The following is a 22,449-nucleotide window of genomic DNA, read 5'->3' as shown; positions in this document are numbered from 1 at the left end:
ATGGCGGGTTTAAGGGGAGCGCTGATCGGCTGCGGCTTCTTCGCCGTCAACCAGATGCATGCCTGGCGCGACATCGAGGGCGCCTCGATCGTCGCCATCTGCGACCGCGATCCGGAACGGCTGCGCATCGTCGGCGATCAGTTCGGCGTAGCGCGGCGCTATGCGGACGCGGCGGCGATGTTCGCGGCCGAAAAGCTCGACTTCGTAGACATCGCCACCACCGTGGGCAGCCATCGGCCGCTGGTCGAGATGGCGGCCGAGAACCGCGTCCCTGTCATCTGCCAGAAACCCTTCGCGCCGACGCTCGCTGATGCCAAGGCGATGGTGAAGGCCTGCACGGACGCCGGCGTGCCGCTGATGGTGCATGAGAATTTTCGCTGGCAGTCGCCGATCCAGGCGGTGCGCGCCGTGCTCGACAGCGGCGAGATCGGCACGCCGTTCTTCGGGCGGATTTCCTTCCGCTCCGGCTATGACGTGTTTTCCGGCCAGCCTTATCTGGCGACGGGCAAACGCTTCATCATTGAGGATCTCGGCATCCACATCCTCGACATCGCCCGTTTCCTGCTCGGCGACGTGACGAGCCTGACCGCGCGGACCACACGCATCAATCCCAAGATCGCCGGCGAGGATGTCGCGACGATGCTCATGGACCACGCCGGCGGCGCGACGTCCGTGGTCGATTGCAGCTATGCCACCAGGCTTGCTACCGAGCCGTTCCCGGAAACACTGGTCGAACTCGACGGCAGCGACGGCACGATCCGGCTGGCGCAGGGCTACCAGCTTACCGTCACCGGCAAGAACGGCACCACGGTCAAGGACGTCTCGCCGCGGCTGCTGCCCTGGGCCTCGCGGCCATGGCACAACATCCAGGAAAGCGTGCTGGCGATCCAGAGGCACTGGGTCGACAGCCTCGTATCCGGCAAGGAGCCGGCAACCTCGGGAGCCGACAATCTGAGGACGTTCGCCCTCGTCGAAGCAGCCTATGCCGGCGCCGAAAGCCGCGCGCCGGTGCAGATCGACGACCTGCTGAAATGACGGCCGACGCTTTCCATCTCTACGGCACCGGGACGGCCGAAGCGGCGCCTATCCTGCTGCAGGCCGGCGCGCTCAGCGCGGAGCTGGTCAACGGCAACCTGCGCACCATCCGCCATGGCGGCTCCGAAGTGCTGCGCGCCATCGCCTATGTGGTGCGCGACCGTGACTGGGGCACCTATGAGCCTGTCCTGACGGATCTCACAATCGACCAGCGCGATGGCGGCTTCCGCGTCAGCTATGCGGCAAGCTGTACGGGTCCGGGCGGCAGCCGGCTCGGCTTCCGCACGACGATCGAGGGGTCCGCCGACGGCAATCTCAGCTTCGATGTGACCGCATTGCCGGAGAGCGATTTCGAGACCAACCGATGCGGCTTCTGCATCCTGCATCCGATCGCCGGCCTCGCCGGCAGCGCGGTGACGGTGGAGCACACCGACGGCAGCGTGGAAGAGACGGAACTGCCCGATCTGATCGACCCGTGGCAGCCGTTCAAGGATTTGCGCGCCATCACGCATCAGGTGCGGCCCGGCGTCGTCGCGCAATGCCGGATGGAAGGCGACACATTCGAGATGGAAGACCAGCGCAACTGGTCTGATGCCTCCTACAAGACCTATGTGCGGCCGCTGGCGCTGCCATGGCCCTATGTGCTGCCGGCCAGGCAATCCCTTCGTCAGACCATCAGCCTGAGCATCGCAGGCGACGCCAATCTGCCCGCCTCGGCCGTGCCGGCCGAGCCGGTCCGCGTCGAGCTTGGGCAAGCCGGCGCGAAGCTGCCTGACATCGGCGTCGTCATCTATCCCGAGGATGTGGAGGCGGCACTTGCCGATTTGCCGCTGCTGGGAAGGCTCGGTCCCCGGCAGCTGATTTTCCATTTCGATCCGACGCGCGGCCACGGTCTCGACGCGCTGCGCGCCCATGCCCGACTCGCCGCCGCCTATCCTGCTTCGACGACGCTGGAATGCGTGGCCGCCTGCACCGGCGACCTCGACGCCGAACTTTCCGACGTCGCCAATATGCTGCGCCAGGTAGGCCTGCGGGTGGACGCCATCGCGGTATCGCCCGCGGTCGACCGCCAGTCGACGCCGCCGGGCAGCCCCTGGCCGGCATGTCCGCAGCTCGAGGACGTCTACGCGGCCGCCCGCCGCGCCTTTCCCGGCCTCCGTCTCGGCGGCGGCATGTTCAGCTATTTCACCGAGCTCAACCGCAAGCGCGTTCCCGCCGACCAGCTCGATTTCATCACCCACTGCACCTGTCCGATCGTGCATGCCGCCGACGATCTCAGCGTCATGCAGTCGCTGGAGACGCTTCCCTTCATCACCCGGTCCACCCGGGCGATCTTCGGGACAAAGCCGTATCGCATCGGGCCATCGACGATTGCCATGCGCCAGAACCCCTATGGTGGGGCGACCAAGGACAATTCGCGGGGACAGCGCATCGCCATGGCGAACCGCGACCCCCGCCATGCCGCGCAATTCGCCGCCGCATGGACGATCGGCTATGCCGCGCGCGTCGCGCCTGCGGGACTGGAGATGCTGACACTGTCCAGCTTCGCCGGACCGTTCGGCGTGGTTGCCGGATCAGGCGAACCCGTCGCGCAAGGAACGCCGCGGCCGATCCTCCGGGCCATCGAAGGGCTTTGTGAGTTGGCTGGACTGACGCATGTTTCCGCCACGACCAGTGACGAGACGCGAGTTCTGGCGCTGGCCGGCCGCGCTGCCTCCAGGGAAACCATCGTCTGGCTGGCGAACCTGACGGCGAATAATGTCCCGATCGATGTTTCGACGCTTGGCCAGGACCATCTCGTGATGTCGCCCTACGCCATTATGCGTGTCGGCTAGAGCGTCACTTCTCGGAATTCATCACATAGAGAGCTCGCGAGCGTTCGAGGTGTTTGATCATCGCCTTCTCGGCACCGTCGGCATCCCTGTGCTCTATGCGGTCGATGATCTCTTCATGCTCCGTCAGCGTGTATTTTTCCTTGCCGGTCCAGATCAGCATTTCGGTGTGGTATTCCTTCAGCCAGCCCAGCGTGGCTTCGCTGACGGCGACATAGATCGGATTGCCTGAAATGGACGCGATCTGGGTGTGGAACTTCATATCGGCGGAGATGAAAGCTTCGGAATCGCCGCGCGCGGCGCGCTGCTCGGCCACGGTTGCCTTCAGCAGTTGCACATCCTGCGATGTGGCTTTTTCCGCGGCTTCCCTGACCATGCCGCGCTCGAAGAAGATGCGCGCGGTCTTCAAGTGCTCCAGCGTGTCCCTGGACGAGGACAGGATGATCTTGGCCGCGCCGTCGACCTGCTTGATGATCGACTTGGCGGTCAGTTGCAGCACCTTGGCGCGCTCGCCATGCGAGATGGCGACCAGCCCCATATTGCTCAGCGCCTGCATGGCTTCACGGATCGCCGGCCGGCCGACCTCGAAGCGCTCCATCAACTCGCGCTCGGACGGCATGTCGTCGCCGGGCTGCAGTTCGCCGCTGGTGATCAGCCGCTTCAGCCTTGCAAAGACTTCGTCGGAAAGTTTGCGCCGGACGATCGGCTCCGAACGGTTCATCGTGACGAATCACTCCCTGGCTCGGTTCTTGTTTAGCATTCCCGGCAGGATTACCGGAATGCCCGCACCTGGAGCGGGGACGCTCCAGCTTTTACGCAATTCCGGACAGAAAACCGTTGCACGGTTTTCCTGGAATTGCCCTAGCCCGCCCGCTCTTGCCGAGACTCGGATATTTCTTGCAATACTTATGTACTCATTATACCAGATTTCCTGCGCGACAAAACTTTTTTCGAACCCTTTTCGAGCGGCCGGTCGAACATGATCACACTTACCTATCGCATCGAAACCCCTGGCAGCATCGAGGCGCTGGCGGCCAAGATCGCCAGCGACCAGTCGACCGGCACCTTCGTCGCGCTGCCGGGCGAGACCGAGGAGTTGAAGGCGCGCGTGGCGGCGCGCGTGCTGGCGATCCGGCATCTGCCCGATGCTGAGCAACCATCGCTGCCCGGGTCCGGCAGCGGGCCATTCCGGCGCGCCGATGTTGACATCGGCTTCCCATTCGACGCGATCGGCACCGACCTGTCGGCGCTGATGACCATCGCCATCGGCGGCACCTATTCGATCAGGGGCCTGTCCGGCATCCGCGTCATCGACATGAAGCTGCCGGAACAATACCGGGGCGCCCATCCGGGCCCGCAGTTCGGCTTGACCGGCAGCCGCAGGCTGACCGGGGTCGAGGGCCGACCGATCATCGGCACCATCGTCAAGCCGGCGCTGGGGCTCAGGCCGCATGAGACGGCCGAAATGGTGGGCGAACTGATCGAGGCCGGCGTCGATTTCATCAAGGACGACGAGAAGTTGATGAGCCCGGCCTATTCGCCGCTGGGCGAGCGGGTGAAGGCGATTATGCCGCTGATCCTCGACCAAGAGCAGAAGACCGGCAAGAAGGTGATGTACGCCTTCGGCATCTCGCATGCCGATCCCGACGAGATGATGCGCAACCACGATCTCGTGCTCGAAGCCGGCGGCAATTGCGCCGTCGTCAACATCAATTCCATCGGCTTCGGCGGCATGGCATATCTGAGAAAGCGTTCCGGGCTGGTGCTGCATGCCCACCGCAATGGCTGGGATATCCTCACACGCCATCCCGGCCTCGGCATGGATTTCAGCGTCTGGCAGCAATTCTGGCGGCTGCTCGGCGTCGACCAGTTCCAGATCAACGGCATCGGCTCGAAATATTGGGAGCCGGACGATTCTTTCATCCGCTCCTTCAAGGCGGTGACGACGCCGCTGTTCTCATCAGACGATTGCGCGCTGCCCGTGGCCTGCTCCGGCCAGTGGGGCGGCCAGGCGCCCGAAACCTATCGGCGCACTGGCCGCACGCTCGATCTCCTCTACCTCTGCGGCGGCGGCATCGTCAGCCATCCGGACGGGCCCGGCGCCGGCGTACGGGCCGTGCTGCAGGCCTGGCAGGCGGCGGTCGAGGGCATCGCGCTGACGGACTATGCCCGCGATCACGTCGAACTGGCCCGATCGATCGAGAAATTCGGCGACGGCAGGGCGGCATGAGCATGGCCGTGCAAAACCTGCTCCTCAGTTATTACGGCGACGACCTCACCGGGTCGACCGACGTCATGGAGGCGCTCGAACTCGGCGGCGTGCCGACCGTGCTGTTCATGCGCCAGCCCGACCAGTCCCTGCTGGCGCGATTTTCGCATTGCCGCGCGGTTGGCCTGGCGGGCATCAGCCGAAGCGAAACGCCGCAATGGATGGAGGAAAACCTGACGCCGGCCTTCGAATGGCTGAAAGGCCTCGGGGCGGCGGTCTGCCATTACAAGATCTGTTCGACCTTCGATTCCAGCCCGGCGGTCGGCAGCATCGGCCGCGCCACCGAGATCGGCAGGCGCATTTTCGAGGCGGCAAGCGTGCCGATGGTGGTCGGCGCGCCACAGCTCAAGCGCTACACTGCCTTCGGCAACCTCTTCGCGGCGTTCCGCGGCGCATATTTCCGCATCGACCGGCATCCGGTGATGAGCAGGCATCCGGTGACGCCGATGGACGAGGCCGACTTGCTCGTCCACCTTTCGCGCCAGACCAGCCTTAGTTCCGGCCTAGTCGACCTGGCAACGTTGCAGGCGGACGATCTCGCGCAGACGGTCGACCAAGTCCTGCAAGACAAGGATATCGTCCTGTTCGACGTCGACAGCCACCAGACGCAGAAACGCGTCGGCGAACAACTCTGGCGTATCCACGGGAAGGGCCATGGTTTCGTCGTCGGATCCTCGGGCGCCGAATATGCCTTGCTGGCCGAATGGGCGGCCAAGGGCATCGTATCGGGGCATGCCGCATTCGCACCGCCCGGCCCCGTGGATCGGCTCGCCGTGGTGTCGGGTAGCGTCTCCCCTACCACGGAAAAACAGATCCGCCACGCGCTTGCTCACGGGTTCGACGGCGTCGAGATGGATGCGATGCGACTGGTCTGCGAAGGCGCCAGCGAAGCGACCGAGCAGGCGGTCGCGGCCGGGTTGGCGAGCCTGGCCAAGGGCCGCAGCGTCATCCTCTACTCCGCGCTTGGTCCACAGGCCGATCGCGGTGCTGAGATCGACCGGATCGAGGGCGCCCGGAACACACTCGGACGGGCGCTGGGAACCATCCTGCGCAGGCTGATTGCCGAGCAGAAACTCAAGCGCGCCGTGATTGCCGGCGGCGACACCTCCAGCCACGCGCTCGGACAATTGGCCATCGACGCGCTGACCGTGCGCATGCCGTTGCCGCAGTCACCGGGGTCGCCGCTCTGCGTCGCCCATGGCGGCGGCGCGATAGACGGCCTTGAGATCGCGCTGAAGGGCGGCCAGGTCGGCACCGACGCCTATTTCGAGACCATCCGGCTGGGGAGCTAATACAGCGGCTTGCCCAGGTGTTTCGGCGTCGGCCACTGCGCCGTGATGCCGGGCTGCACCGGCCGTTCGAGGTAAGTCGCCAGAACCACGTAGCTGCGCGTCGAAGTGACTCCGGGTGTCTCGTAGAGACGCAACAGCAGGCCTTCGAGTGCCTTGGTGTCCTCGGTACGCACCTTGAGCAATACGCAGGTATCGCCGGCGACGGTATGGATCTCCTCGACCTCGGGATATTCCGAGATCGCCATCAGTTCCGGGGTCTTGCCCCAGCCACTGGTGTCGATGTGGACAAAGGTGAGCAGCGGCTTCCGCACCGCGTTGGGATCGATGATGGCGGCCGTGTTGCGGATGGCGCCGCTGCGCCGGAGCCGCTTGACCCGCTCATGCGCTGCCGGCGGCGACAGGCCGACGCGATCGCCAAGCTCGGCATAGGTGACCGTCGCGTCGTCGGCCAGAACGCCTAATATTTTTCGGTCGGTCGCGTCGACATCCCGGGCCGCCGGCCTGTTCCGCGGAATGCCATCTGTTTCTTCATCCATATCGATATTCCCGATTGCCACGGAATCTGATGCGGCCATTATGATGATATGTCGAACAACGATCAAGCCGCAGCCTTGGGCGCGGACACCAGACCGCCCATCCCGGCCCTCGCCTATCTGCTGACCGGATGCATCGCCGTGATCGGCTCGAATTCGCTGGTGCTGGGCCCGATCGCTCCGGCGGTGTCCGTATCGTTCTCGACCAGCGTTCCCATGGTGATGATGGCAGCGGCTGCCTTCGGCCTCGGCACGTCGGCGAGCGCCGTGTTCCTGGCACGCCATATCGACCGGGTCGGCGCGCGCCGGATGCTGCAGGCGGCCCTGCTGCTGCTGGCATTGGCCTTGGTCGCCAGCGCCGCCGCGCCTACCGTGACAGCGCTGGTTGCGGCACAGCTTGTCGCCGGCATTGCCGCCGGCGTCGCCATGCCGGCAATCTACGCCAGTGCCGCGGCCATCGCTCCGCCCGGCCGCGAAAGCGGCACGATCGGCGTGGTGCTGACCGGATGGACGCTCAGCATGGTGGCCGGCGTTTCCCTGTCGGCGGTGCTTGCCGATCTCGTTCACTGGCGTGCCGTCTTCGCCGCTGTCGCCGTGCTGGCCGCGCTGGCGCTCGGCGGCCTCACCGCATCGTCGCTGCCGGATGTCAGGAAGGCCGGACCGGCGCCCGCCCCGCTCGCAGCGCTGAACATTCCCGGCATTGTGCCGCTTCTGATTGCCTGCGGCGCCTTCATGACCGCCTTCTACGGTGTCTATGGCTATCTTGGCGATCACCTTCACAGCGGACTTGGGCAGCCGGTCAGCGCCAACGGCCTGGCCGCCCTCGCATACGGGGCGGGCTTCGGCACGGCGGCGCTCTTCGACGGCATCATCGATCGCCTTGGCGCAAGGCGTGTCATGCCTTTCGCCTATCTGCTCGTCGCCATGGTCTACGTGGCGCTCGCCGCAACCAGCGGCAGCTATGGCCTGACGCTCGCCATGGTCGCGGCCTGGGGGCTCGCCAATCATTTCGGGCTGAACGTGCTGGTGATGCGCCTGTCGGCGCTCGATCCGTCACGGCGGGGCACGATCATGGGCCTGAACAGCGCGGTGACCTACCTCGCGGTGTTTGTCGGCACCACCGGCTTCGGGCCGCTCTATTCCGACTTCGGCTTTGCCGCCTGCGCGATGGTCGCGGCGGTGCTCATGCTGATTGCCGCCTCGGCCGCAGCGTGGCAGCCGGTAGAGCCAGCGTCTCATCGCATTGCTCCAGTCGACAGAACGTGATCGGCCACCAGCCCTTGGCGCGTTGACAGCGGCACCCCTGCCCTTCCATACAAAGCCGTTAATGTTCTCAGGGCGGGGTGAAAGTCCCCACCGGCGGTAAGGACTCCCAGTCGCGCATGAGGCCTTTCCGAAAACCGTTTCCGGTTTTCGGGGTCATGCGCGGGACCCAAGCCCGCGAGCGCCTTCCAGCAGTTGGAAGGGTCAGCAGATCCGGTGTGATTCCGGAGCCGACGGTTAAAGTCCGGATGGAAGAGAACGAAACGGAAAACGAACCGCCCCGGCGGGTCGGATTTCGTATCGTGCGTCCTGATTCTGGTTCGAAACGGAAGGATGGACCCATGAATCAGCATTCCCACAAAGACTATGAAGCAATCCGCATCGCCGTCATCAGGGCGCGCTGGCACGCCGACATTGTCGACCAGTGCGTGAAGGCGTTCGAGGCCGAACTGGCCGAGATCGGCAGCGGGCGCTTTGCCGTCGACATCTTCGACGTGCCCGGCGCCTATGAAATCCCGCTGCATGCCAAGACGCTCGCCGGCACCGGCCGCTACGCCGCGATCCTCGGCACTGCGTTCGTCGTCAATGGCGGCATCTACCGGCACGACTTCGTCGCCAGCGCCGTCATAGACGGCATGATGAACGTGCAACTTTCGACCGGGGTGCCGGTGCTTTCGGCGGTGCTCACGCCGCACAATTTTCACGACAGCGCCGAGCATCACCGCTTCTTCTTCGAGCACTTCTCGGTCAAGGGCAAGGAAGCGGCCAACGCCTGCGTGCAGATTCTCGCGGCGCGGGAAAAGATCGCGGCATGAAATCTTCCCGGCCGGGTGGAAATCGCGATAACACCCGGTAGTATTTGCGAAAATACCGAGTTCGGGAGGATGCCGGTGCAGACCAAGAAGATCATCAATGACGGCAACCGCGCCGTCGACGAAATGCTCGAAGGGATCCTGGCCGCGCATCCTCGCCATCTCGCAAGCGTGGACGGCAGCCCGCGCTCGATCATCGCCCGCGACGGGCCACGGCCCGGCAAGGTCGGGCTGGTGATCGGCGGCGGTTCCGGCCACGAGCCGACCTTTCTCGGCTTTGTCGGCAAGGGGCTGGCGGACGCGGCGGCAATCGGCAACGTCTTTGCCTCGCCTCCACCGGATCCGATCCTGGAATGCGCCAAGGCGGTCAGCGGCGGCACTGGCGTCTTGTTCATGTACGGCAACTATGCCGGTGACGTGATGAATTTCGACATGGCGGCCGAGATGGCCGGGATGGACGACATCGATGTGCGCACGGTGCTCACCACCGACGACGTCGCCTCGGCGCCGCGCGACCAGCGGCACAAGCGCCGTGGTGTCGCCGGCAATTTCTTTATCTTCAAGGCTGCCGGAGCCGCCTGCGACCGGATGCTGTCCCTGGACGAGGTCGAGCGCATCGCGCGCAAGGCCAACGACCACACCTTCACCATGGGCGTGGCGCTGTCGCCCTGCTCGCTGCCGCAGACACGGCGGCCGAATTTCGAGATCGGCGCGGACGAGATGGAGATCGGCATGGGCATCCATGGCGAACCCGGCATCGCGCGCGGCAAGCTCGGGACCGCCGACGAAATTACCGACGAGATGCTCGACAAGATTTTCGCCGAGATGGCGCCGAAGCGCGGCGACAAGGTCGCGGTGCTGGTCAATTCACTGGGCTCGACGCCGCTGATGGAACTCTACATCATGAACCGACGGGTCAAGCAGAGATTGGACGCAATCGGCGTTTCCATCCATGCGACCTGGGTCGGCAATTACTGCACGTCCCTGGAAATGGCCGGTGCTTCGGTGACGCTTTTCCATCTCGACGAAGAATTGCAGGCGGTGCTCGACCACCCCTGCGACTGCGCCATGTTCCGTGCCGGCTGAGGAGCGCCCATGACCATCGGTGCCTCCGACCTGAAAAGAATGTTCGACGCGATCGCGGTGGCGATCGAGGCCGACAGGGACCGGCTTTGCCAGCTCGACGGCGTCATCGGCGACGCCGACCACGGTATTGCCATGGCGCTCGGGTTCAACGCCGTGCGCGATGCGCTGGCATCGCTCGACCTTGCGGCGACCGAGCCGACCGCGCTCCTCAACACGGCGGCGAAATCGTTCCTCAATGCCGTCGGCGCGTCCTGCGGCCCGCTCTATGCCACGGCCTTCATGCGTGCAGCCGTCGCAGTCAAGGGCAAGGCGACGCTGGCGGATGCCGAATTCATCGCCCTGCTGCAGGCCATGGCGCAAGGCATCAAGGATCGCGGCAAGGCCGAGATCGGCGAAAAGACCATGGTCGATGCCTGGCAACCGGCGGCGGAAGCGGCTGGCGCCAGCAATGCAGGGGGAAAGAGCCTTGCCGACAGTCTGCAGGCAGCCCTTGCCGCTGCCGAGCGCGGTGCTGAATCGACCAAGGACATGATCGCCGCCAAGGGCCGCTCGTCGCGGCTCGGCGAACGGTCGCTCGGGCACATGGACCCGGGCGCGGCCTCAGCCGTCACCGTCATCGGCGCGATGACGCGGAGCCTGGCTTAGGCCTTCGCCGCGTCGAGCTTGTTGATCGCCTGGACGTTGCCGGCCGACGGCCCCTTCTCGTCGAACTCCGAGGCCAGCCACGTATCGACAATGGCCTTGGCCAGTTCCGGCCCGATGACGCGCGCGCCCATGGTGATGATCTGGGCATTGTTGGATTTCGCCGCGCGCTCGGCCGAGTAGGTGTCGTGGGTAAGCGCGGCGCGGATGCCCGGCACCTTGTTGGCCGAGATCGAGACGCCGATGCCGGTGCCGCAGAACAGGATGCCACGGTCGTTCTCGCCTTCGACGATCGTCTGGGCGAGTTTCTGCGACAGGTCGGCATAGAAGCCGGCCTGGCTGAGATCGCTGACGGTGAGGCCGGGCTTGGTCGCCAGATGCGCGGCGATGACGTCGAGCAGCGGCTTGCCGGCGCTGTCGGCTCCGATGGCTATTTTCATGGTGATGTCCTTTCTGACTGAATGCGTTTTCGATTGGTTCAGATCGCGGCCGAGGCGCTGCGCAGGATGTCGATATAGCCTTCCGCCTGCCAGGCGGAGCGGCCGATGAACAGGCCGTCAATGTTGGGCTGGCCGATCAGCTCGGCGGCATTGCCGGGATTGACGCTGCCGCCATAGAGCACCGGCGGCACGGACGGCAGCACGCCGGCGGCGACCTGCTTGATCAGCGCCTGCTGCTTGTCGGCATAGTCGGAACTGGCCGGGATGCCCTTGTCGCCGATCGCCCAGACCGGCTCGTAGGCGAACAGGATTTCTGCTCCCCTCGCCTCGTCGTCGAGGAATTGCAATGCACCCTCGACCTGAGCGGTCAGCACCGCATCGGCCTTGCCGCTTTCGCGCTCGGCCAGCGTTTCGCCGACACAGATCAGCGGTATCAGTCCATGCCTGACCGCCGCCGCCGTCTTCAGCCCGACCGTGCGGTCGGTCTCGCCGAAATGTTCGCGCCGCTCGCTGTGGCCGAGTTCGACCAGGTCGAGGCCGCAATCGTTCAGCATTACCGGCGAGATCTCGCCGGTCCAGGCGCCGGCATCGACCCAATGCATGTTCTGCGCGCCGACCTTGATGCGCGTTGCCGACAGCGCCCGCTTGACCTCGCGCACCGCCGTGAAGGGCGGGATGACGAAAGGCTGGATGCGATCGTCGAAACCCGGCACGAAGCCGGCCAGTGCCCCGGCAAAATCAAGCGCCTCGGTCAGCGTCTTGTTCATCTTCCAGCTTGTACCGACCCAGTAAACCACGCGTACTCTCCTCGACCCTCAATCCTTGTCGGCGACGACCGTCAGCGAAACCCCCGCCGCATCCAGCGTCGCGCGTATCCCGGGCTCTGGCTCGCGCCCGGTGAAGACGGCGTCGAATGCGCTGAGATCGGTCAGGAAATGCAGTGCGCTGCGGCCAAACTTGCCGTGATCGACCAGCAGGTATTTGCGGGTCGCCGCGGCCATCATCAGCCGCTTGGCCTGCACCACTTCCTGATCTTGATGGAAGGCGGAGGCGCCATGGATGGCGGATGAGGACAGGAAGGCGACGTCGGCGCGCAGCGACCGCAGCGACGCCTCTGCGAGCAGGCCGAAGAAGCCATGGAATTTCTTCGAGTACTGGCCGCCGAGCGCGATCAGGTTGATGCCTCCGGCACCGGCCAGATCCTGGATGACGGCGAAGTTGTTGGTGATCACCGTCAGCGGCCTGAGATCGGCGAGATGCCGCGCGATGCCGCCCGCCGTCGAGCCGTCGTCGATGATGACCGTCTGGCCGGGTTCGATCACGGCCACGGCGGCCGCCGCAAGGCGCTGCTTTTCCCCGATCGCCTGCTTCTGCCGGTAGCGAAAATCGCTTTCAAACAGGCTGCTCGGCTGGATCGAGGCGCCGCCGCGCACCTTGCGCAGGAAGCCGCTCTCCTCGAGCTCGTCCAGGTCGCGATGCACGGTCATCCTGGAGACGCCAAAACGCGAAGCGAGGTCGTCGACGCTCGCCGCGCCGGCGTCCACCAGGAAATCCATGATGCCTTGCCGTCTGTTGTCGCTCTTCATTGTCGCCGACCAGCCAACGCAGAACTCCGGCTGCTTGATCGAGCCCAGATATAACAGACATCGTCGCGCATGTATCACAATTTTTGTTATAATGAGATATTTCCATGGGATATTTCGCCGGCTTTTATCGCGCCGCTGTAACAAGAATTGCGGCCGGGACGGTCTGTCACGGTTGCGGTTGCACGGAATTCCGGCCAGAAGCATCGGTGGGCTGAACGATGCGCGGACAGCCCGCAACCACAGGTTTGAAACCAGATACGGGAGACTAATCGTTGGCTCGCATCACACTGAGACAATTGCTCGATCACGCCGCCGAATACGGCTATGGCGTGCCGGCCTTCAACATGAACAACATGGAACAAGGCCTCGCCATCATGGAGGCCGCGGAGGAGACCAAGTCGCCGGTCATCCTGCAGGCAAGCCGCGGCGCGCGCGCCTATGCCAATGACGTGGTGCTGGCCAAGCTGATCGACGCGCTGGTGGAAATCCACCCGGACATCCCGGTCTGCATGCATCTCGACCATGGCAACAACGAAGCCACCTGCGTCACAGCCATCCAATACGGCTTCACCTCGGTGATGATGGACGGTTCGCTCAAGGAAGACGGCAAGTCGCCGGCCGACTATGCCTATAATTCCGGCATCACCAAGCGCGTCGTCGACATGGCGCATTGGGGCGGCGTCTCCGTGGAAGGCGAGATCGGCGTTCTGGGTTCGCTGGAGAGCGGCGGCGGCGAGCAGGAAGACGGCCACGGCGTCGAAGGCGCGATCAGCCACGACCAGCTCTTGACCGATCCGGTGCAGGCCGAACAGTTCGTGCGCGACACCCATGTCGATGCGCTGGCGGTGGCCATGGGCACCAGCCACGGCGCCTATAAATTCTCGCGCAAGCCCGACGGCGCGGTGCTGGCGATGAACGTCATCGAGGAGATCCACCGCCGCCTGCCGAACATGCATCTGGTCATGCACGGATCGTCCTCCGTGCCGGAGGACCTGCAGGAGATCATCAACAAATATGGCGGCCAGATGAAGCCGACCTGGGGCGTGCCGGTGGAAGAGATTCAGCGCGGCATCAAGCATGGCGTGCGCAAGATCAACATCGACACCGATAACCGCATGGCGCTGACCGGCGCGATCCGCAAGGTGCTGACCGAGAACCCCAGCGAGTTCGACCCGCGCAAATACCTGACACCGGCGATGGCGGCGATGAGGAAGCTCTGCAAGGAGCGCTTCGAACAGTTCGGCACCGCCGGCAATGCGCCTAAGATCAAGCCGCTGCCGGTCTCGGAAATGGCCAAGCGCTACAAGTCGGGCAGCCTCGACCCGAAATTCGCCTGAGTTCTGGCTGTTTCAATGTGCTGAGTTCGACGGGCAGGAGCCGCATCGGCTCCTGCCCGTTTTTCATTCGGCCTTTGGCAGCAGGTCAGCCCTGCCGGTCTCGATGAAGGGCGCCCAATAGTCGACCGACTCGCGGATCATGGCGACCACCTGATGGTCGACCGGCTCGCGCTCGCGGAACGACAGTTCGAGGCAGATTTCGTTGTCGGTGCCGCCGCCGCGCCGCACCGTTTCCAGCAGCTTTTCAGGCGTGATGCGGCCGTCCTTGTTGTGGGCTGCGGTGAACGGCCAGTGGCCGCCCTTGTTCATCGAGGATTGCTTGATGTGGATGATCGGCGACTTCAGGGGGAAGGCTTCGGCCCAGGCATAGGGATCGATGTCGGCTGGGTTGGAGGAGGTCACGTCACCATGGTCGATGTCGACCATCATCTCAAGCGGAATGGCCATTCCGGCCGCATCGATCGCATCCTGCAGCATCCGGCAGTTTTCGATGGTGTGGCCGAACTCGCGGCCGACCGACATCGGCTCCCAGAACAGGTAGGTCAGGCCTGCCGCCCGGGCGTGTTCGGCGACCTCGCGCCAGCAGTCCAGCGCGATGTCGAACAGGCGCGCGCGACGGTCGGGATCGTCGAAGTCGCGATGCGTGAAGATGGCGAACTGCGTGCCCATGCCGCCGGCGCCAAGCTCGGCCGAGACATCGGCGAAGGTCTTGAACCACTCGACATAGTAGCGGCGCACGTCGGCGTCGGGATGGCCGAAATGGTTGAGCCGGCCGTAGGGGCCCGTCATGCCGGAGGTGACACGCACGCCGGTGCGGTTCAAAGCGTTGCGGAACAGGCGGACGAATTTGACGATCGTCGCCGCCGGCCAACCCGGATTGACGAATTCATGCGTGAGCTGAATGTCCCTGATACCGATGCCGTAGGCAATGGTCTCGATCAGATCGTCCGGCTCCGCGAAGCGGTTGACCAGCGGATTGGTGTTGAGGGAGAGCGTGAAGGCCAAGGTCGCTATCCCTTCAACGCCGTCGCCGAACAGGGGCCATGAGCGCCATCAGCCTGCCCTCGCCTGCCGGCTCGCGCACCAATGCTCGAAGGCCGACTTCTCCTCGGCGGACAGATGCAGGCCGTGCTTGGTGCGCCGTTCGAGAATATCGGCCGCGTCTTGCGCCCATTCCTGTTCGAAGAGGTAGTTCGCCTCGCGCTCGAAGAAATCCTTGCCGAAGCACCGCCCCAGCGCGGCGAGCGAACGGGCGCCGCCAACCACGGACCGCGTCCTGGTGCCGTAGAGCCGGCCGTAATGCTTGAGCAGCGAAGCAGGCATCCATGGATACTCATTTGCGAGGTCGCCGAGAAACTGTTCGAAGTCGGCATTGGCGATGTCGCCGCCGGGCAGATGCGCCTTCGCTGTCCATGGCTTGCCCATCTTCGGAAAGAACGGTGCGATCCTGTCCAGCGCATGCTCGGCCAGTTTGCGGAAGGTGGTGATCTTGCCGCCGAAGACGGAGAGCAGCGGCGCCCGCGCCTCCGGCGCGTCGAGCTCGAAAATATAGTCGCGGGTCACCGCGCTCGGATTGTCGGCGTTGTCGTCGTAGAGCGGCCTGACACCGGAGAAGGAATAGACCACGTCGTTGCGCGCAAGGCCGCGCTTGAAATAGCGGTTGACCACTCTGATGAGGTAGTCGATCTCGCTCTCATCCGCGGTCACGTCCTCGGGCCGGCCTTCGTAGGGAATGTCGGTGGTTCCGATCAGCGCGAGATCGTTCTGGTAGGGATTGATGAAGATGACGCGCTTGTCGCTGTTCTGGACGAGATAGGCCTGCCGGCCCTCCCAGAACTTGGGCACGACGATATGGCTGCCCTTGACCAGGCGGACATTGCGCCTCGAGTTCTGGCCGGCAACGCGGTTGACGATGTCGTTGACCCAGGGACCGGCGGCATTGATCAGCGCGCGCGCCCGCACACTGGTCTTGATACCGGTCCTGACGTCGCGCATTTCGACGACCCAGAGGCCGCCCTCGCGGCGGGCGGCGGTGCAGGCGGTGCGGGTGAAGACCTTCGCTCCCCGTTCGGCCGCGTCGAGCGCGTTGATGACGACGAGGCGGGCATCGTCGACCCAGCAGTCGGAATATTCGAAGCCGCGCTTGAAACTGTCCCTGATCGGCGCGCCCTCGGGCGCGGTGCGCAGGTCAAGCGTGCGGGTGGCGGGCAGCCGCTTGCGGCCGCCGAGATGGTCGTAGAGGAACAGGCCGAGCCGCACCAGCCATGCCGGCCGGTCGTCCGGGCTGTGCGGCAGCACGAAGCGCATCGGCCAGATGATGTGCGGCGCCGATTCCAGCAGCACCTCGCGCTCGATCAGCGCCTCGCGCACCAGGCGGAATTCGTAATATTCGAGGTAGCGCAGGCCGCCATGGACGAGCTTGCCCGAGCGCGAACTGGTGCCTTGGGCGAGATCGTCCTTTTCGCACAGAATGACGGAAAGCCCGCGGCCCGCGGCATCGCGCGCGATGCCGGCGCCGTTGACGCCACCGCCGATGACGAAGAGGTCGACGATGTCAGGGCCGCCGCTCATCTCGTGTCCATGCCGGGTTTGCGCTCCATGGCCGTGGCTCTCAGCATGGATTGACCGGAGGCTGGCCGGCCAGGTAGCGGCGCACCTCCTCGGCGGCCTGCTCGGCGGCATAGGTCACCGTGCGCACCGAAGCGCCGGCGATATGCGGCGTCAGCGTCACGTTGGGCAGCTGCAGCAATGGCCAGTCCGATGGCACCGGCTCGACCGCGAAGGTTTCCAGCATGGCGCTGGCGATCTGCCCCGAAACAAGCGCCTCGTAGAGCGCGTCATAGTCGACCAGCGGACCGCGCGCGGTGTTGACGAAGATCACGCCAGGCTTCATCCGCCCGATTGTGTCCTTGCCGATCAGGCCGCGTGTCTCCTGCGTCACCCGCGAATGCAGCGTCACCACGTCGGAGCGCGACAGGAGATCGTCGAGCGCAACCAGTTCGACGCCGGCGTTGCGGTCCTCGGCGCTCAACTGCACATAGGGATCGCTGACCAGAACATGGCAGCCGAAGGCGCGCAGCAGGCGCACCACTTTCGTGCCGATATTGCCGTAGCCGACGACGCCGACCGTCATTTCGCCGAGTTCGCGGCCGGTGCGGTCGGCACGGTAGAGATCGCCGCGCCATTCCCCCTTGCGCAGGGCTTCGTGGCCGACGCGGATCAGCCGCGTTTCGGCCAGGATGGCGCCGATGGTGAACTCAGCCACGGCGGTGGCATTGCGGCCAGGCACGTTGACCACGGTGATGCCCTGCGCCCTGGCCGCTTCCATGTCGATATTGATCGGCCCGCCGCGCGACACCGCCACCAGCTTGAGATCAGGCAGGCGCCGCATCATGCTTTCCGACAAGGGAGCGAGCTGGGTGACGAGGATTTCGGCATCGCCGATGAAATCGACGACCTCGTGGGGATGGCCGAAATACTCCTTGACCCTGTCGAGGCCAAGTGCCGGATTGCCGAATTCCATGGGCTCGTCGGGCCAAGCCGTCTGCAATGTCCTGATATCGAGGTCGCCACTGGCGACCTTCTCGATTTTGGCGCGAAACACCTCCGGCAGCATGAAGTTGTCGCCAATGATCGCTATCTTTTTACGCATACTCGACTTCTCAATTTTCCTGCGATGTGGCCATGGCACGCCAGACCGGCCGCAAGGCCTGGTGCGCCAGCATGTAGGACGGGGTCATCCTGTCGTAGATCGCGGCAAGGTCCGGGTCGCTCGGCTCGGCCTCGCCGAGCAACGGCGTCACCCATTCGCCGACGCATTCGTCCATGGAGGCGTATTGGTCGACGCAGACCGCGGCGATCATCGCCGCACCGGCCGCACCGGCCTCCTCACGCGCGCTGGTGCGCGTGTCGGCGCCAATGGCCGCGCCCAGGATCTTGCGGAGCGCCGGACTTCTGGCGGCACCGCCGGTCAGGCGGATTTCGCGTGGCAGCGGTCCCATGGCGGCGTAGCAGTCGCGCGCCGCGAAAGCCAAGCCTTCGAAGACGGCGCGCACCAGATCAGCGTAGCCGTGCCGCGAGGAAATGCCGATGAAGCCGGCCCTGGCATTGGCATCGACGAACGGTCCCCGCTCGCCGGCTTCCGAGACGTAGGGCTGGTAGAGCAGCGAAGCCGGCCGCGAGGCCGCGATCCAGGCATCGACCAGCGCGATCATCTCGCCATTGCTGCGGGTTATGCCTTGCGAGGCGAGAATGCCCGAGGCAAGCCCGAGCACCCAGTCGATGTTGAGCGTCGCCGCCATGTTGGACTGCATCTGTGCGAACACGCCGGGCGCCGGCATCGCCATGGTGTAGCCGGTCGCCGCCTCGTTGAGCTGCACATCGTCGGGCGTCTCGGCCAGCCGCATATGCATGCCGGTGGAACCGATGATCGAGCAGCCAGGCTTGCGCTCGCGGTCGAGAAGGCCGGCGCCGAGCGCGGTGCAGACGACGTCGACATAACCGAGCACGACAGGTGTCCCGGCGAGCATGCCGGTGACGGCCGCGGCGGCCGGCGAAAGTCCGGTGCTGTGCCTGGTGCCGTCGACGATCGGCGGCAGCAGGTGCCTGAGATCGGCGACGCCGAGGACGTCGAGCACATCGTCGCTATAATCGCGGGTGCGGAAGTCGCCGAAGGTGAAAGTCCCTTCGGACGGATCGGTGGCGCGCTCGCCGGTCAGCTTGAAATAGAGCCAGTCCTTGCAGTGAAAGGCGGTGGCCGCCTTGCCGAGCATTTCAGGCATGGTGCGCTTCATGAAGACGAACTGCGAGCCCTGCTGGCAGGCGGCGAGCCCGCTGCCGGTCTTTTCGAAACGGAGCCGGTCATCGGGCCGCGCGCGGATTTCCTCGACGACGCCGGCGGCGCGCGCGTCAAGCCAGAGCCAGCCCTTGGCCACCGGCTCGCCCTTGCCGTCGATCAGCCAAGTGCCGTCGCCCTGCCCGGTGACCGCAATGGCGACGGTCCGGCTGGCGAGATCGGGCACCTTGTCGGCGAGCTGGCGCAGGGTCGTGGCGGCATCGGCCCAGGTGCGCGCCAGATCCTGTTCGGCGCCGCCGCCCGGCAGCGTCTCATAATGGTTCGGCGTCGCCGCCGCCGCGATCTGGCGGCCCTTCGTGTCGAAGGCGATGGACTTGATGACGGAGGTGCCGGCGTCGATGCCGATGAATATGTCGCGCATCACGCGAGCTCCATGCCGTGCGAGATGGCCTTGCCGCTCGCCTGGTCGAAGACGTGCAGGTTTTTCGGGTCGATGCTGACATTGATGGGCGCGCCGAGGTCGAGCCGAGTGCGGTCATGCTCGACCAGAACCAGCGAGCCGCCGGCGAAATCGGCTGCGATGTGGGTCTGGTCGCCGAGCCACTGGTTGGCCGAGACCGTGGCCGGTACACCTTCCTTCGAGCGCCGGACCGCGTAGGGCCTGATGCCGATGACCACCCGTTCGCGGCTGAGCAACTGGTCGCGAACCGGAGCGCTGAAGGCGTCCTTGTCATAGTCGAGCGACAGCCCGTCGGGCAGCCGCAGATTGATGCGGCCGGCGGCGGTCCCGACAAAGGCCTCGAAGACATTCATCGGCGGCTCGCCGACGAAGGTGCCGGTGAACAGGTTCGCCGGACGCTCCTTGATCCGGTCCGGCGTGTCGAACTGCTGCAGCACGCCGCCCTCCATCACCGCGATGCGGTCGGCGAGCGCATTGGCCTCGGTCTGGTCGTGGGTGACCAGGATCGCGGTCAGGCCGCGCTCCTTGATGAAGTGCTTGATACGGCCGCGCAGCACGGCGCGAAGCTGCGGCTCGAGTTGCCCCATCGGCTCGTCGAGCAGATGCAGGTCGGCTTCCCGGATCAACGCCCGCCCAAGACTGGCACGCTGCTGCTGGCCGCCCGAGATGGAACTGGGATAGCGCTCCAATATGTCCTCGATCTCCAGCAGCTTGGCGATGCTGGCGACCTTGGCGTCGACCTCGCTCCTGGGCAGCCTTGCGGCCTTGAGGGCGAAGGCCATGTTCTCGCGCACCGTCAGCGGCGGATAGAGCGAGTAGCCCTCGAAGGCCATCGCCACATTGCGTTTGACCGGCGGCAAGGTGTGGACCTGGCGGCCGGCGACCGCGATCGCGCCGCGCGAGACCTCCTCGAAGCCGGCGATCATGCGCAGGGTCGAGGTCTTGCCGCAGCCGGACGAGCCGAGCAGTGCCACGATCTCGCCCTTGCCGATCTCCATGGTCAGGCTCTTGACGGCGTGAACGCCCCTGTCCATCGGACCATAGAATTTGTCGACGCCTGAAATGGTGAGTGCGCTGGCGCTCATGCCGCTTCTCCGCTGCGCAGATTGACGATGTTCTTGGCGCCGATGCGCTCGCCACTGGCGTGATCGAACAGCAAGGCGCTCTTGCCGTCGACGGCGATATGGGCCTTGCCCTCGCTGCGGCCCGGCGTTCCGGCCGGACGCGAGACCAGGATTTCACGGCCGCGCACGGTGCGCACCAAGGTGACGATCTTCTCGTTGAGCGGCGTCTCGGCCTCGACTGTCACCGGAATGGCGCCGGGCTCGTTGTCGCCAACGAAATGCAGTGCCTCGGGCCGCAGCCCGATGATGCAGTCGCGGCCGATGGCGGTCTCGGGAGCATCGGTGAGATGGACCTGGACATTGGACAGGCCGACATAGACCCCCCTGGCATCCCGCGCGGGCTTGACGTCGAGCAGGTTGATGGTCGGGTCGCCGAACAGCCGCGCGATCTCGATGTTGGCCGGCTCGCGATAGATTTGCTCGGGCGTGCCGAGCTGCCGGATGACGCCTTGCGACATGACCGCGATGCGGTCGCCGAGCGCCATGGCTTCCTTGTAGTCCTGGGTGACGTAGACGACGGTGGCCCCGCGATCGGCGAGCAGCCGCGGCAGTTCGAGCCGCATCTCGAAACGTAGCTTAGCATCGACATTGCGCAAGGGATCATCGAGCAGCAAAAGCGGCGGCGAACCGACAAGGGCACGGGCAAGGGCCGTGCGTTGCTTCTGGCCGTTGGAGAGCGCGCGCGGCTTGTGGGAGAGCACATGGCCGATTTTCAACAGCTTGGCGACGCTCTCGACGCCGGCCTTGATCGCGCCTTGCGAGGAACGCTTGGCCTCCAGCGGCGTGGCGATGTTGTCGAACGCGCTCATATGCGGAAACAGCGCGAAATTCTGGAACGCCATGCCGACGCCACGGAATTCCGCGTCGACATCGGTCATGTCCTCGCCGCCGATGAATATTTTGCCTTCCTCGGGGTCGATGACGCCGGCGACGAGGCGCAGCAGCACCGTCTTGCCGGCGCCGGAAGGCCCGAACAGCACCAGCGTCTCGCCGTCGGCGACGGTCAGCGACAGATTGTCGAGGACGGTCTGACTCTTGTAGCGCTTGACGATATTTCTGAGTTCGAGGCTGGCCATGTCTATCCTTTCACCGCGCCGAGCGACAGTCCTTCGACCAGATAGCGCTGTGCGTAGAGGGCGAGCGCCAGCGTCGGCGTGATCGAGAGCACGATGGCCGCCGAGATCTGGCCGTACTGGATGCCTGACGAGGTGATGAAGGCGAGCGCACCGACAGTCACCGGCTGCTTGTCGGCCGAAGCCAGCACCAGCGCGAAGACGAAATTGTTCCAGGCGAAAATGAAGGCGAGCAGGCCGGCCGCCGCGATGCCCGGACCGGCGAGCGGCAGCGCGATCTTGCGGAAGGTGGCGAACCAGGAATGGCCGCCGATGCGATAGGCGTATTCGATGTCGGCTGGAATATCCTCGAAATAGCCGCGCACGATCCACAGGATCAGCGGCAGGCAGATCAGCTGGTAGACCCAGATCAGCCCGATATAGGTGTTGGCGAGGCCGAGTTTCTGGAAATAGAGCGTCAGCGGCAACAGCACCAGCAGCGCCGGCGCGAACTTGAACGACAGCAACGTGAAGGCGATGTCCTCCGAGCCACGGAACTTGTGGCGCGCGAAGGCGTAGGCGGCCGGCACGCCGAGCAGCAGCGATACCGCAACCGAGGTCACCGACAGGAACACCGAATTCCAGAGGTTGCGCATGAAGGCGATGTCGAGCGTGCCCGCTGCGGTCATCAGCTTGCCGGTGATCAGCGCCGTGTAATTGGCGAGCGTCGGCTCGAAGATGAGCTGCGGCGGGATGCGCAGGATGGTCTCGTTGGTCTGGAACGACATCATGAAGATCCAGACGATCGGAAACATGAAGAAGATCACGACCAGCGTCAGCGCCGCGCCGCGCAGGATGCGTTCGAGCAAGGAGGTGTGTTCCATGGCCGCC

At 65.0% G+C, this 22,449-nt stretch carries 21 protein-coding genes and 1 riboswitch; of the genes, 9 read left to right on the top strand and 12 right to left on the bottom strand.

Annotated features, from left to right (window positions below; genetic code table 11):
- Together EN808_RS14735 and EN808_RS14730 are read left to right on the top strand one after the other, a co-directional pair.
- Positions 1-1,035, top strand: coding sequence for a Gfo/Idh/MocA family oxidoreductase (locus EN808_RS14735; RefSeq protein ID WP_135916225.1), 1,035 nt, complete (start codon positions 1-3; stop codon positions 1,033-1,035).
- Positions 1,032-2,870: a hypothetical protein gene (locus EN808_RS14730; RefSeq protein ID WP_135916224.1), complete on the top strand. Its 1,839-nt coding sequence runs from the start codon at positions 1,032-1,034 to the stop codon at positions 2,868-2,870. Before EN808_RS14735 ends, EN808_RS14730 begins: the two co-directional genes overlap by 4 nt.
- 4 nt (positions 2,871-2,874) lie before the next feature.
- Here EN808_RS14730 and EN808_RS14725 read toward each other — a convergent pair whose 3' ends face one another.
- On the bottom strand, positions 2,875-3,588 hold the full coding sequence (locus tag EN808_RS14725) for a transcriptional regulator NanR (protein WP_127277231.1): 714 nt from the start codon (positions 3,586-3,588) through the stop codon (positions 2,875-2,877).
- Positions 3,589-3,846: 258 nt separating this feature from the next.
- On the opposite strand from EN808_RS14725, the gene oiaX reads away from it, so the two are divergent.
- Together oiaX and EN808_RS14715 are read left to right on the top strand one after the other, a co-directional pair.
- Positions 3,847-5,097: a 3-oxo-isoapionate-4-phosphate decarboxylase OiaX gene (gene oiaX, locus EN808_RS14720; protein WP_135865214.1), complete on the top strand. Its 1,251-nt coding sequence runs from the start codon at positions 3,847-3,849 to the stop codon at positions 5,095-5,097.
- A gap of 8 nt (positions 5,098-5,105) precedes the next feature.
- On the top strand, positions 5,106-6,428 hold the full coding sequence (locus EN808_RS14715) for a four-carbon acid sugar kinase family protein (RefSeq protein ID WP_135916318.1): 1,323 nt from the start codon (positions 5,106-5,108) through the stop codon (positions 6,426-6,428).
- On the opposite strand, the gene EN808_RS14710 is transcribed toward EN808_RS14715, so the two are convergent.
- Complete coding sequence (locus EN808_RS14710; RefSeq protein ID WP_135865212.1) at positions 6,425-6,964, bottom strand: Lrp/AsnC family transcriptional regulator; 540 nt, start codon at positions 6,962-6,964, stop codon at positions 6,425-6,427. The genes EN808_RS14715 and EN808_RS14710 overlap by 4 nt on opposite strands.
- Positions 6,965-7,012: 48 nt before the next feature.
- Here EN808_RS14710 and EN808_RS14705 point away from each other — a divergent pair, with 48 nt between their 5' ends.
- From EN808_RS14705 to dhaL, 4 genes are all read left to right on the top strand, one after another.
- The gene (locus tag EN808_RS14705; protein ID WP_135916223.1) at positions 7,013-8,227 is read left to right on the top strand and encodes an MFS transporter; all 1,215 of its coding nucleotides are present in this window, start codon (positions 7,013-7,015) and stop codon (positions 8,225-8,227) included.
- A gap of 59 nt (positions 8,228-8,286) precedes the next feature.
- A riboswitch (FMN riboswitch) is annotated at positions 8,287-8,488 on the top strand.
- 77 nt (positions 8,489-8,565) lie between these two features.
- Positions 8,566-9,039, top strand: coding sequence for a 6,7-dimethyl-8-ribityllumazine synthase (locus tag EN808_RS14700; RefSeq protein WP_135916222.1), 474 nt, complete (start codon positions 8,566-8,568; stop codon positions 9,037-9,039).
- A 75-nt stretch (positions 9,040-9,114) separates the two neighbouring features.
- On the top strand, positions 9,115-10,122 hold the full coding sequence (locus EN808_RS14695; RefSeq protein WP_135865205.1) for a dihydroxyacetone kinase subunit DhaK: 1,008 nt from the start codon (positions 9,115-9,117) through the stop codon (positions 10,120-10,122).
- A gap of 9 nt (positions 10,123-10,131) precedes the next feature.
- Positions 10,132-10,767, top strand: coding sequence for a dihydroxyacetone kinase subunit DhaL (gene dhaL / locus EN808_RS14690; RefSeq protein ID WP_127276397.1), 636 nt, complete (start codon positions 10,132-10,134; stop codon positions 10,765-10,767).
- Here dhaL and EN808_RS14685 read toward each other — a convergent pair.
- Genes EN808_RS14685 through EN808_RS14675 form a run of 3 tightly spaced genes read right to left on the bottom strand, consistent with a single transcriptional unit; the run spans position 10,764 to position 12,790 of the window.
- A complete protein-coding gene (locus EN808_RS14685) occupies positions 10,764-11,204 on the bottom strand; it encodes an RpiB/LacA/LacB family sugar-phosphate isomerase (protein WP_127276395.1) in 441 nt (146 codons plus the stop codon). The two genes, dhaL and EN808_RS14685, sit on opposite strands and share 4 nt — an antisense overlap.
- Positions 11,205-11,242: 38 nt before the next feature.
- Positions 11,243-12,001, bottom strand: a complete 759-nt coding sequence (locus tag EN808_RS14680) for a triose-phosphate isomerase (protein WP_135916221.1) — start codon at positions 11,999-12,001, stop codon at positions 11,243-11,245.
- An 18-nt stretch (positions 12,002-12,019) separates the two neighbouring features.
- Positions 12,020-12,790 carry a DeoR/GlpR family DNA-binding transcription regulator gene (locus tag EN808_RS14675; RefSeq protein WP_135916220.1) on the bottom strand — a complete coding sequence of 257 codons (771 nt, stop codon included), beginning with the start codon at positions 12,788-12,790 and terminating at the stop codon, positions 12,020-12,022.
- Between the two features lie 272 nt (positions 12,791-13,062).
- Between EN808_RS14675 and fba the strand changes: the two genes are divergently transcribed.
- Entirely contained in the window at positions 13,063-14,127 is a 1,065-nt protein-coding gene (gene fba, locus EN808_RS14670; protein WP_135916219.1) for a class II fructose-bisphosphate aldolase, read from the top strand.
- Between the two features lie 63 nt (positions 14,128-14,190).
- On the opposite strand, the gene EN808_RS14665 is transcribed toward fba, so the two are convergent.
- Genes EN808_RS14665 through EN808_RS14635 form a run of 7 tightly spaced genes read right to left on the bottom strand, consistent with a single transcriptional unit; the run spans position 14,191 to position 22,442 of the window.
- Complete coding sequence (locus tag EN808_RS14665; RefSeq protein WP_135916218.1) at positions 14,191-15,132, bottom strand: TIM barrel protein; 942 nt, start codon at positions 15,130-15,132, stop codon at positions 14,191-14,193.
- 48 nt (positions 15,133-15,180) lie between these two features.
- Positions 15,181-16,698 (bottom strand): glycerol-3-phosphate dehydrogenase, encoded by a 1,518-nt coding sequence (locus tag EN808_RS14660; protein WP_135916217.1) that lies wholly within the window; start codon positions 16,696-16,698, stop codon positions 15,181-15,183.
- 40 nt (positions 16,699-16,738) lie between these two features.
- Positions 16,739-17,779, bottom strand: coding sequence for a 2-hydroxyacid dehydrogenase (locus EN808_RS14655; protein WP_135916216.1), 1,041 nt, complete (start codon positions 17,777-17,779; stop codon positions 16,739-16,741).
- Positions 17,780-17,789: 10 nt separating this feature from the next.
- Positions 17,790-19,343, bottom strand: a complete 1,554-nt coding sequence (locus EN808_RS14650) for an FGGY-family carbohydrate kinase (protein WP_135916215.1) — start codon at positions 19,341-19,343, stop codon at positions 17,790-17,792.
- Positions 19,343-20,467 carry an ABC transporter ATP-binding protein gene (locus EN808_RS14645; RefSeq protein ID WP_135916214.1) on the bottom strand — a complete coding sequence of 375 codons (1,125 nt, stop codon included), beginning with the start codon at positions 20,465-20,467 and terminating at the stop codon, positions 19,343-19,345. The genes EN808_RS14650 and EN808_RS14645 overlap by 1 nt, the downstream gene beginning before the upstream one ends.
- Positions 20,464-21,582 (bottom strand): ABC transporter ATP-binding protein, encoded by a 1,119-nt coding sequence (locus EN808_RS14640; protein ID WP_127276379.1) that lies wholly within the window; start codon positions 21,580-21,582, stop codon positions 20,464-20,466. The genes EN808_RS14645 and EN808_RS14640 overlap by 4 nt, the downstream gene beginning before the upstream one ends.
- A 2-nt stretch (positions 21,583-21,584) precedes the next feature.
- Positions 21,585-22,442 (bottom strand): carbohydrate ABC transporter permease, encoded by an 858-nt coding sequence (locus tag EN808_RS14635; protein ID WP_127276378.1) that lies wholly within the window; start codon positions 22,440-22,442, stop codon positions 21,585-21,587.
- Positions 22,443-22,449 lie beyond the last annotated feature (7 nt).

The organism is Mesorhizobium sp. M8A.F.Ca.ET.165.01.1.1, assembly GCF_004792065.1.
In the GTDB taxonomy this organism is placed as follows: Bacteria; Pseudomonadota; Alphaproteobacteria; order Rhizobiales; family Rhizobiaceae; genus Mesorhizobium.
Note: the sequence above shows the minus strand (reverse complement) of the source record. Positions and strands in the feature narration are given on the sequence as shown.

Excerpts from the sequence above, each read along its gene's own strand:
- EN808_RS14725 (WP_127277231.1), bottom strand. The coding sequence starts at position 3,588 with ATGAACCGTTCGGAGCCGATCGTCCGGCGCAAACTTTCCGACGAAGTC.
- EN808_RS14635 (WP_127276378.1), bottom strand. The coding sequence starts at position 22,442 with ATGGAACACACCTCCTTGCTCGAACGCATCCTGCGCGGCGCGGCGCTG.
- EN808_RS14710 (WP_135865212.1), bottom strand. The coding sequence starts at position 6,964 with ATGGATGAAGAAACAGATGGCATTCCGCGGAACAGGCCGGCGGCCCGG.
- EN808_RS14650 (WP_135916215.1), bottom strand. The coding sequence starts at position 19,343 with ATGCGCGACATATTCATCGGCATCGACGCCGGCACCTCCGTCATCAAG.
- EN808_RS14685 (WP_127276395.1), bottom strand. The coding sequence starts at position 11,204 with ATGAAAATAGCCATCGGAGCCGACAGCGCCGGCAAGCCGCTGCTCGAC.
- EN808_RS14640 (WP_127276379.1), bottom strand. The coding sequence starts at position 21,582 with ATGGCCAGCCTCGAACTCAGAAATATCGTCAAGCGCTACAAGAGTCAG.
- dhaL (WP_127276397.1), top strand. The coding sequence starts at position 10,132 with ATGACCATCGGTGCCTCCGACCTGAAAAGAATGTTCGACGCGATCGCG.
- EN808_RS14730 (WP_135916224.1), top strand. The coding sequence starts at position 1,032 with ATGACGGCCGACGCTTTCCATCTCTACGGCACCGGGACGGCCGAAGCG.
- oiaX (WP_135865214.1), top strand. The coding sequence starts at position 3,847 with ATGATCACACTTACCTATCGCATCGAAACCCCTGGCAGCATCGAGGCG.
- EN808_RS14705 (WP_135916223.1), top strand. The coding sequence starts at position 7,013 with ATGTCGAACAACGATCAAGCCGCAGCCTTGGGCGCGGACACCAGACCG.
- EN808_RS14660 (WP_135916217.1), bottom strand. The coding sequence starts at position 16,698 with ATGAGCGGCGGCCCTGACATCGTCGACCTCTTCGTCATCGGCGGTGGC.
- EN808_RS14700 (WP_135916222.1), top strand. The coding sequence starts at position 8,566 with ATGAATCAGCATTCCCACAAAGACTATGAAGCAATCCGCATCGCCGTC.
- EN808_RS14735 (WP_135916225.1), top strand. The coding sequence starts at position 1 with ATGGCGGGTTTAAGGGGAGCGCTGATCGGCTGCGGCTTCTTCGCCGTC.
- EN808_RS14645 (WP_135916214.1), bottom strand. The coding sequence starts at position 20,467 with ATGAGCGCCAGCGCACTCACCATTTCAGGCGTCGACAAATTCTATGGT.
- EN808_RS14655 (WP_135916216.1), bottom strand. The coding sequence starts at position 17,779 with ATGCGTAAAAAGATAGCGATCATTGGCGACAACTTCATGCTGCCGGAG.
- EN808_RS14675 (WP_135916220.1), bottom strand. The coding sequence starts at position 12,790 with ATGAAGAGCGACAACAGACGGCAAGGCATCATGGATTTCCTGGTGGAC.